This is a genomic window from Pseudomonas sp. Ag1, from assembly GCF_000278565.1.
In the GTDB taxonomy this organism is placed as follows: Bacteria; Pseudomonadota; Gammaproteobacteria; order Pseudomonadales; family Pseudomonadaceae; genus Aquipseudomonas.
Map to the genome: position 1 here is coordinate 1 of NZ_AKVH01000026.1, position 8,488 is coordinate 8,488.

Here is an 8,488-nt window from a genome sequence, read left to right on the forward strand (position 1 = left end):
GGGTGATTGGTGGTAGGAGGTTATCGGCGGTGTTGGGTGGGGCTTTAGGGGGGATAAGCCAGAAGCTGCTTGTCACGAGGGGCTGCAATCGGCCATAAGCAGCCATTAGTATATGGTCGTTATCTATCCATTGCTGACGCTCGCAAGGGGCGGCTATCAGTAACAGACAATAACTCGAAGGTGCCCGCGAGCCCAAGAACGACTCCGTCACAGACGGTCTGGAAACTGAGCTGGTTATGGACACCGAGCTTGGGTTTTTGACACAACGGAACTGGTCTCTAAACCGCAGCTGCCACGACGACTTTGCATGTTTGGCCACCCCGTTTGCTTCAATCGAGTGTCCGTAGTGTTTCAACGATAAGTGACCGCACCCAGCGATGGCCTGCGTCGCGCTGAGTTCGTTCATGCCAGGCCAAGATTTTTCTGAAGCCTGGAATTTCAACAGGCGGCTCTATTGATTTGAGCCCGATGTTGTTCACTGCCAATCGACGCGGCACGACAGCGATTATGTCGCTGTACGTTAGAATTTCTGGAAGTACCAGAAAGCTGGTCACCGACACTGTCACTCGACGTGATCTTCCAAGTTTTTCCAGAGCATCATCCGTCACTCCATGAAAACCGCCCCCTGCCGGGGAAACCAAGGCGTGATCCAATGCGCAGAATCGATCCAGTGAAAGCCTGCCATTCAGCGCATCTGGGTGATCAGTGCGCATTACGCATACATAGCTTTCATCAAAGAGTGCGATAGCATGCAATCCTGGTGTTACCGCTTCAGGGGTAACCAATGCGAGATCGATCTCACCTCGATCCAGCTGATTTTGAAGCTCTTGATGATCCACGGGCTGGACACTAACGCGGATGTTCGGCGCTTGTATTCTTAGCGCGTTGAGAAACGGTACGACCACTGCACGCAATGCATAGTCGGTCGAAGCAATCCTTATCGTCATGCTCGCCGTCAACGGATCAAAGCTTTGCGGCTGAAGCATACCTTCAATATCTGCCAGCAATTTCTTAACCGGCGCTGCAAGCTGCTCTGCACGCGACGTCGGCACGATGCCGCGCTGGGCGCGCACGAACAGCGGATCGGCGAAGCTTTCTCGGAGCCTGCTGAGCATGCCGCTCACAGCAGGCTGGGTAAGCGATAGTCGATTTGCGGCTCGCGTAACGCTACGTTCATCAAGCAACGCATCCAGTGCTTTGAGGAGGTTGAGATCTAGATTTCTGATATCAGGATTCATGATGCGCAAAATAAAACATAGCGATTGGTCTTATTTCTAGCCTACACCCATCATGGTCTCAATTCATCAACTGAGCGCTGCATAACCATGAATCAGATCATTTGGCCTGAGGGCTACCTGCCAGGTTTTACCGAAAACTTTGTCTCTAACGAGGTCATCATCGCGGGATTGAGTGCCGCACAGGTATGGCCTCTGCTCACCCAGGCGCAGAGATGGCCGTCGTACTACGCCAACTCGGCAAACATCCAGTTTCATGATCACATCGGGCCGGATCTGCAAGACGGGGTATTTTTCTACTTCGAAACGTTCGGCTTTCCGGTCGAGGCTTTATGCAATGAGTGCGTGCCGCCAACTCTAACCTCTCCAGGACGAATTGCGTGGCATGGCTGGTCGGGTGAGGGTGACGCTCGGCTGGACGTTCACCATGCCTGGCTTATTGAAGACCTCTCTGGTGGACGAGTGCGCATCCTGACTCAGGAAACACAGAAGGGTAAACCAGCGGAGAATCTCGCCAAGGCCAAACCCAATCCGATGATCAACGGTCATCAGGAATGGCTGGACGGCTTGGTGGGTGCGGCACGCTTGTCTCCCAGCCTTTAACCTCTGAATTTAGTCTTTAGCCGTGGGCCTCAGATGCGGTCAGATTAGGCATTCTAAGTCCGGCCCCAGAGCATCCGTGTCTCAGCTCTGGGGCGATTCGACAAAAGCCTGACGACTTCCCTGCGTTATCCGCAATATTTGAACTTCATTCCAACGGCAGCGGACGATCAATGATCACGTGCTTCATCACCAACGTCGATGTCAGACGCTGTACGTTGGGTAACCTCGACAGTTCCTCATCGTATAGTTTTTGAAATGCAGGAAGATCTGCTGTCACCACCATCAGCAGGTAATCAGGATCGCCAAAAAGTCTCTGAGCTTGGACGATGTAAGGAATTCGCGGTAAAGCATCTTCAAAATCAGCTACTGCTTTTTGGTGTCCCTCTCGGAGCGTCACGAATACCAGGGACGAGAAATTGAGTCCTAACTCAGTCGCGGATAGTTGAGCTCGATAACCCTTGATCACTCCCAGATCTTCCATCGCCCGAACGCGTCGATGGCATGGAGACAAACTTAGACCTACGCGGTCGGCCAGCTCCGTCAGTGACTGACGGCCATCTTGCTGCAGTTGCGCAAGAATCTTCTTGTCTACACGATCCATTAAGAAAAACCTTCTAATTCGTTTAGCTTCTACAGGTATCTTCGAAAGATAATACCACTTCGCTTTCATTATCCTTCTATCACGGTTTTTCAGGGCCAAGCGGCGCTTTGAATTGATGGAAGAGGAAGGATTTGATCGTGAGTGTTTCTCTGATTATGGCGTTTTGGGCCGTATCATTTTTGTTTGTTATCACGCCTGGGGTCGACTGGGCCTACGCGATTTCGGCAGGTTTGCGAGGCCGCGTCTTACCCGCCGTAGTCGGCATGCTTTCCGGCCATCTTGTGGCCACGCTGATCGTCGCCGCAGGTGTGGGGGGAGTGCTGGTCAAAATTCCCTATGCATTGCTGACGTTAACGCTGATGGGGGCGGCCTATCTCTTATGGCTCGGCCTCAACATGTTGCTCAAGCCTTCGCTGCCTGCTCAAGGGACATCCCACGATGAAGGTGCCTGGATGGCCTGGGCGATAAAAGGACTATGCGTCAGCGGTCTCAACCCGAAAGTCCTATTGTTGTTCCTAGCGCTACTACCTCAGTTCACTGATGCGTCAACCGCATGGCCAGTAGGGGCTCAGATTGTCGCTCTAGGCCTGATTCATGGTGTCAGTTGCGGTGTCGTCTATCTCGCGGTCGGCTATGGCGCTGGTGCGGTGCTTGCTTCACGACCAGCAGCGGCAACCAATGTGAGTCGGATATCGGGAGCCGCGATGATCGTAATCGCTGTGGTTCTAGCTGCCGAGCGGCTGGCCATTTGAATTGAGGAAGTGAAATGTCTGATCAAATCAACGCCCCCTATAACAGCCCTCCTCGCGCAAGGGTACGAATTCCACATTTACAGGACATGAAGGCACGGGGTCAGAAATGGGCCATGTTGACTGCTTATGACATGTACGCCGCGTCAGTGTTTGAGGCGGCAGGAATTCCAGTGCTGCTCGTAGGCGATTCCGCTGCCAACAACGTGTTTGGACATAACTCGACATTGGCAATAACAGTTGACGAGATGCTTCCTCTTGTCAGGGCGGTTTCGAGTGCTACCAAACGGGCGTTGGTCATTGCCGATTTGCCCTTTGGCTCTTATCAGGGATCGCCTGAGCAATGCTTCCATACCGCAGTGCGCTTCATGAAGGAAGGCGGCGCTCATGCCGTAAAGCTCGAAGGTGGGATCGAGATGCTTGCGCAGGTAGAGATGTTGGTAGCCGCTGGCATACCAGTTATGGCCCATATCGGTTTTACCCCACAGGCAGAACATCAGCTGGGCGGATACCGCATCCAGGGCAAAGGCGAAGACGCGGAGCGGTTGATTGATTTGAGCGTTGCCTTCGAGCGTGCTGGGGCGTTTGGCCTGCTGATAGAGATGGTGCCAGGCGATGTAGCAACGAGGATCACCGAGACAGTCTCCATCCCTACCGTAGGAATTGGTGCTGGTAATGGCTGCGATGCACAGGTGCTTGTCTGGCAGGACATGGCGGGGCTAAGGGATGGTCAGTTGCCGCGATTCGTCAAGCAGTATGCGGATATGAGAAAGGTGATGAGTGACGCTGCTCAAGCCTTTGCTAAAGATGTCGAATCGGGCTCATTCCCTGGGCCAGAACATACTTTTTAGAGCATCGGAGATCGCAATGAGCACACTGCGCCAGAAGGCGATAGCAGGCCTGGAGGAAGGTGACACTTTTGAAATCAAACGCACTTTTTCGGACGCAGACATCGTCCAGTTTGAAGCGCTATCGCGCGATCACAACCCAGTGCATTCCGATGCCAAGTATGCAGAGGCTAAAGGCTTTGATGGTGTCATCGCTCACGGTTTGCTTACTGCGACATTGATCACAGAGATCGGAGGGCAGTTGGGGTGGTTGGCTACCTCCATGAATCTGCGCTTCAAGCGCCCCGTTTATATCGGGGATGAGCTTACATGCGTGTGGAAAATTATGGGGATCGATGAGGGTAATCGGGCTCAAGCCGAGGTAATCGTGACCAACAGTAGCGGCCTGGCTGTCTTGCTCGCGGAAACGACAGGGTTAATTCCCAATGACGCCGAGAGAGAACTACTTGTATCAATAACGATTGATGAGACCTAGGCCTATCAGGGCGATGCAAAAACACCTTTTGTAGAGAATTTACAGATGCATGGCTTACTAAAATTAATTATTCGACCGGGAACGGAAATGGCAGACGCCGGCTTTCTCGTTTTAGCCGCTTTCGTTGGTTGCGCAGCGGGACTATTGCTGGCCTACAAAGTGTCGATCTTGGTGGGATTGCCCTTCGCACTTTGTGCAACCGTAATGCTTCATCTCACCTGGCGGACGCCAGGTTTCTCTCCCCAAATGACACAAAAAAAATCGGGCCGTGCTGACGTATAGCGTAACGGGAATAGTGGGGCCGTCTGATCGGTGCAATCAATCAAAGACCTGCTAAATGATTCCCCTTTTAATGGGCAGTTTTATGAATCGCGTATGACTGCTTTTGGCCGATAGCAGCCGGTCGTTCCGTAGGCTGCATGCCATCTGTGAGCTGGCAGTATCGGCCCGAGGAGGGGAGATCAAAGTTGATCCAAGCGCGGTCATTTGCATGTAAAACAGCAGGATCAGTCATGTGATGGCCCTTCTCGGCTCGTACTGTCCGCCTTCAATCGTCAATTGTCCTGGTTCCAACCGGGACGTGCTTAACCACCATTAGCCCGGTTGAACTGCCAACGCGTGGAACGACCCGCTATGCCGGCAAGTCTACCTGTATCTACTCATGGGTAAGGTACAGCGCAATGGATAAGACAATCACCGTCGATCAACTAGAGACCACCGACCTTGGATCAATCAACGAAATATGGCTTGGCGGGACGCATACCCAGCTATGCCTATGGCGTGGCGAACAGGTCTTCACCCACGAGATGATGAGCGAGGGCACCCACGATCAGAATGTCCAACGCCTGTGCTTGCAGTTGGTCAACCCTGACGATCAAACCGCCGTAGCCAGCGTCGAGGTAATTGTGCGCGAACGGCTGAAAAAAATGGGGAAGGAGGGCGAGTTTTATCCCGCAGAGGAGGCTGATACTCATCAATAAGAAGAGGAGTATCGGTCATTCAGCGGAAGTTGATCCAAAGCCTGTTGTCGCTTGGAAGCGTATCTTCCGATGATGATCCAGGAACGCTTAGGATGACTCACTCAATTCAGTAACACCACGGAGCAGCCAACAGGTTATGGATATCGAATTTCGCGGTAATGGCATGCGTGATAACCCGTCTGTAGGTACATGAATCGCCCCTGATTTCATAGGCGCGTTATGGACTCAACCGGTTTGTGTAGCCATCCAGGTCAAAAAATGATGGAGCTGAGTCGTAAATTTCTTTGGCTTGGCATCCGGGTTCCTTGCCTGGGACAAGAAAAAAGAGATCTGCATTTTCATACTCGGGTAATGCTGAACAAACTGCTCGACAAGCTCTTCCAGTGTTTGCGGCCACATCAGGTCCTGTTCAGAGCGAAGCACTTGAGTTGACCGGATGAGTTTGCGCGAAGCTTCTCGCTGCAAGCGCAGCGATTGCGTCGGTGTGGTCGCCTGGTCGATAAGGTCGGCATACCGGGTCAGTACGGATTCAAAGTCACCATTCACGGCAATGGCGATATCGCGCGACGGCTTGAACCGGTCGAAGCGTTGGGTCAGATCATTGCCCCATAAGCAACGACAGTGATGCTTGAGCCAATACCCCCAGCTCAATCGATTGTCAGGTGCCAATACTTCAGCACGACTACCGATATCGAAATCGATCTTGGTGACTTCGGCATGCCGACTTTCCAGCGTGCGCCTTTTCGACTCCAGCATTTCCAGATCCTGCGACGTAGGTGGGCTGTGCAGAATAAGGGTTAGGTCAAGGTCAGAAAACCCCGGCACGGCGTCGCCTCTCGCGACACTGCCATAAAGATAAATCCCGTCCAGCAGAGGTTCCGGCCGCGCGAGCGTCATGCAAACGTCCGTCAGCAAAGCCTGAAACTGTGGCTGCGTCTCGACGTTGGACACGGTGAGGATATAACCGTCCGCATCAGTGCCACGAGGTTGGAGTCGTTCCATGAAGCCGTCCTTGAGTTGCGTTCAGTAAAAATCGGGGTCAAACCCCATCAAGACGTGCGCCGGCCTTCCAGGCTGGAAAACACGTACATACCCGCCAGCATCGCCACTACGAAGATGAGAATTTGCCAGTGCCCGGTAAACAGAAGGGCGACCGCAGGCCCAGGGCAGATACCCGAGAACAAACACGCTGACGGACAGCCCGATCAAGGCGCCTGCGCCTAATGAAGCCCAAGGCGTGAAGTTGATCCAATCAATGCTCATTTTGCAGTTCCTGCACAGGAGAGTGGGTGAGGGCTGTTGATCAGCGAACCATCATAACCATCCGTGCGGGTCGGGGTCTGCGCAAGTCAGATTTTGCTGCCGCCCCCCATGGAATGGGTGAAGCCCTGCTTCCAGTACTAAAGGAGGTGTCAATGCCCGCTAAAGGACCATTTCGGTCTGACGCCATAGGTTTAGGCTCAGCTTTGTGATCGTCAACGATGACAACAAGAGGCGTCGCATCACCTGCGAGATGAGTAGAAAACCTCACTGACTCCCGTGTCTCCATAATAAAAAGAGGATTTATCATGAGTAGCACCTTCTTCATTCCTTCCGTGAACATGATGGGCATTGGCAGCCTCGACGAGGCGATGCTCGCAATCCGCAAGTACGGGTTCCGCAAAGCCTTGATCGTCACCGATGCCGGCCTGGCCAAAGCCGGCGTGGCGGCCAAGGTCGCCGGCCTGCTGGCCCAGCAAGACATCGACTCCACCCTGTTTGACGGCGCCAAACCGAATCCGACCGTCAGCAACGTGGAAAAGGGCCTTGAATTGCTGGCCCGCAGCGACTGTGATTTCATTATTTCCCTGGGCGGCGGTTCCCCCCATGACTGCGCCAAGGGCATTGCCCTGTGCGCCGCCAACGGTGGGCACATCAGCGACTACGAAGGCGTCGACCAATCCGCCAAACCACAAATGCCACTGATCGCCATCAACACCACCGCCGGCACGGCGAGTGAAATGACCCGTTTCTGCATCATCACCGACGAAGTCCGCCACGTGAAAATGGCCATCGTCGACCGCAACGTCACCCCCCTGTTATCCGTCAACGACCCCTCGCTGATGGCCGCCATGCCCAAAGGCCTGACCGCCGCCACCGGCATGGACGCACTGACCCACGCCGTCGAAGCCTACGTGTCGACGGCGGCCACGCCGATCACCGATGCCTGTGCACTCAAAGCCATCGAATTGATCTCGGCCAACCTGCGCACCGCCGTTGCCCAGGGTGACAACATGACCGCCCGGGAAAACATGGCCTACGCGCAATTCCTTGCCGGCATGGCCTTCAACAATGCTTCGCTGGGTTACGTGCACGCCATGGCGCACCAACTGGGCGGGTTCTACGACCTGCCTCACGGCGTGTGCAACGCGATCCTGCTGCCCCATGTGTCGAGCTTCAACGCCAGCGTATGCCCGGCCCGGTTTAAGGATATCGCTCATGCGATGGGGGTTGAGACTCAGCATTTGGATGCGGACAAGGGCGCTGCGGCGGCTATCACGGCCATCCGTAAACTGTCTGCGGATGTGGGGATTCCGAGCGGGCTTGTTGAGCTGGGTGTGAAGGCTGACGATATTCCGACCCTGGCAACCAATGCGATGAAAGATGCCTGCGGCTTTACCAATCCGCGTCCTGCCAATCAGGATGAGATTGAGCAGATTTTTCATACGGCGATGTGATTGATGTGAAGTGATGCTGGAGAGAACGCCCCGCCTTTGGTTGAAGTGCGGGGTGTTTTGGTTTTGTTCGCCGATAGGGTTGGAGTGGCTCACTGGCTTGGCTGGAAGTGGTCTGTCATGAGCGGCTACTGTCGGCCATTAGTCCATGCGCTGCATGGAACCGGTCATCTGGGCGATTTCCGCCAGTTGGTGGCGCGCGCCTTTTTCCAGGGTGCCGCTGGCGTGAGCCAGATCCTGGCCGAGTTGGCAAAGGCGGTGGGAGTCACGGGCGAGGCCGTCG

General features: G+C 54.2%; 9 protein-coding genes and 1 pseudogene. 6 read left to right on the top strand and 4 right to left on the bottom strand.

Features of this window, described 5'->3' with window-relative positions; translation table 11 throughout:
• Positions 1-329: 329 nt before the first annotated feature.
• The gene (locus A462_RS32995; RefSeq protein WP_008430215.1) at positions 330-1,238 is read right to left on the bottom strand and encodes a LysR family transcriptional regulator; all 909 of its coding nucleotides are present in this window, start codon (positions 1,236-1,238) and stop codon (positions 330-332) included.
• Positions 1,239-1,325: 87 nt separating this feature from the next.
• On the opposite strand from A462_RS32995, the gene A462_RS31925 reads away from it, so the two are divergent.
• A complete protein-coding gene (locus tag A462_RS31925) occupies positions 1,326-1,838 on the top strand; it encodes an SRPBCC domain-containing protein (protein ID WP_003212637.1) in 513 nt (170 codons plus the stop codon).
• A gap of 145 nt (positions 1,839-1,983) precedes the next feature.
• Here the strand turns inward: A462_RS31925 and A462_RS31920 are convergent, their stop codons facing one another.
• Positions 1,984-2,439: an Lrp/AsnC family transcriptional regulator gene (locus A462_RS31920; protein ID WP_003212635.1), complete on the bottom strand. Its 456-nt coding sequence runs from the start codon at positions 2,437-2,439 to the stop codon at positions 1,984-1,986.
• A gap of 131 nt (positions 2,440-2,570) precedes the next feature.
• Between A462_RS31920 and A462_RS31915 the strand changes: the two genes are divergently transcribed.
• The 4 genes from A462_RS31915 to A462_RS31900 all read left to right on the top strand — a co-directional run bounded on the left by A462_RS31915 (position 2,571) and on the right by A462_RS31900 (position 5,491).
• The gene (locus A462_RS31915) at positions 2,571-3,191 is read left to right on the top strand and encodes a LysE family translocator (protein ID WP_003212633.1); all 621 of its coding nucleotides are present in this window, start codon (positions 2,571-2,573) and stop codon (positions 3,189-3,191) included.
• Positions 3,192-3,205: 14 nt separating this feature from the next.
• A complete protein-coding gene (gene panB / locus A462_RS31910) occupies positions 3,206-4,039 on the top strand; it encodes a 3-methyl-2-oxobutanoate hydroxymethyltransferase (RefSeq protein ID WP_008430222.1) in 834 nt (277 codons plus the stop codon).
• A 16-nt stretch (positions 4,040-4,055) separates the two neighbouring features.
• On the top strand, positions 4,056-4,511 hold the full coding sequence (locus tag A462_RS31905; RefSeq protein WP_003212629.1) for a MaoC family dehydratase: 456 nt from the start codon (positions 4,056-4,058) through the stop codon (positions 4,509-4,511).
• A gap of 680 nt (positions 4,512-5,191) precedes the next feature.
• Positions 5,192-5,491, top strand: coding sequence for a hypothetical protein (locus A462_RS31900; protein ID WP_003212641.1), 300 nt, complete (start codon positions 5,192-5,194; stop codon positions 5,489-5,491).
• 225 nt (positions 5,492-5,716) lie between these two features.
• Here A462_RS31900 and A462_RS31895 read toward each other — a convergent pair whose 3' ends face one another.
• Together A462_RS31895 and A462_RS34735 are read right to left on the bottom strand one after the other, a co-directional pair.
• Positions 5,717-6,493 (bottom strand): nucleotidyltransferase domain-containing protein, encoded by a 777-nt coding sequence (locus A462_RS31895; protein ID WP_008430223.1) that lies wholly within the window; start codon positions 6,491-6,493, stop codon positions 5,717-5,719.
• A 47-nt stretch (positions 6,494-6,540) separates the two neighbouring features.
• Positions 6,541-6,669, bottom strand: a pseudogene (locus tag A462_RS34735) (DUF6691 family protein); the annotation flags it as partial.
• 390 nt (positions 6,670-7,059) lie between these two features.
• On the opposite strand from A462_RS34735, the gene yiaY reads away from it, so the two are divergent.
• Positions 7,060-8,208 (top strand): L-threonine dehydrogenase, encoded by a 1,149-nt coding sequence (yiaY, locus tag A462_RS31890; RefSeq protein WP_008430225.1) that lies wholly within the window; start codon positions 7,060-7,062, stop codon positions 8,206-8,208.
• The last annotated feature ends 280 nt before the right edge of the window (positions 8,209-8,488 follow it).

What these genes read in the sequence shown, in the direction of transcription:
- A462_RS32995 (WP_008430215.1), bottom strand. Translation starts at nt 1,238, where the DNA reads ATGAATCCTGATATCAGAAATCTAGATCTCAACCTCCTCAAAGCACTG.
- A462_RS31925 (WP_003212637.1), top strand. Translation starts at nt 1,326, where the DNA reads ATGAATCAGATCATTTGGCCTGAGGGCTACCTGCCAGGTTTTACCGAA.
- A462_RS31920 (WP_003212635.1), bottom strand. Translation starts at nt 2,439, where the DNA reads ATGGATCGTGTAGACAAGAAGATTCTTGCGCAACTGCAGCAAGATGGC.
- panB (WP_008430222.1), top strand. Translation starts at nt 3,206, where the DNA reads ATGTCTGATCAAATCAACGCCCCCTATAACAGCCCTCCTCGCGCAAGG.
- A462_RS31900 (WP_003212641.1), top strand. Translation starts at nt 5,192, where the DNA reads ATGGATAAGACAATCACCGTCGATCAACTAGAGACCACCGACCTTGGA.
- A462_RS31905 (WP_003212629.1), top strand. Translation starts at nt 4,056, where the DNA reads ATGAGCACACTGCGCCAGAAGGCGATAGCAGGCCTGGAGGAAGGTGAC.
- yiaY (WP_008430225.1), top strand. Translation starts at nt 7,060, where the DNA reads ATGAGTAGCACCTTCTTCATTCCTTCCGTGAACATGATGGGCATTGGC.
- A462_RS31895 (WP_008430223.1), bottom strand. Translation starts at nt 6,493, where the DNA reads ATGGAACGACTCCAACCTCGTGGCACTGATGCGGACGGTTATATCCTC.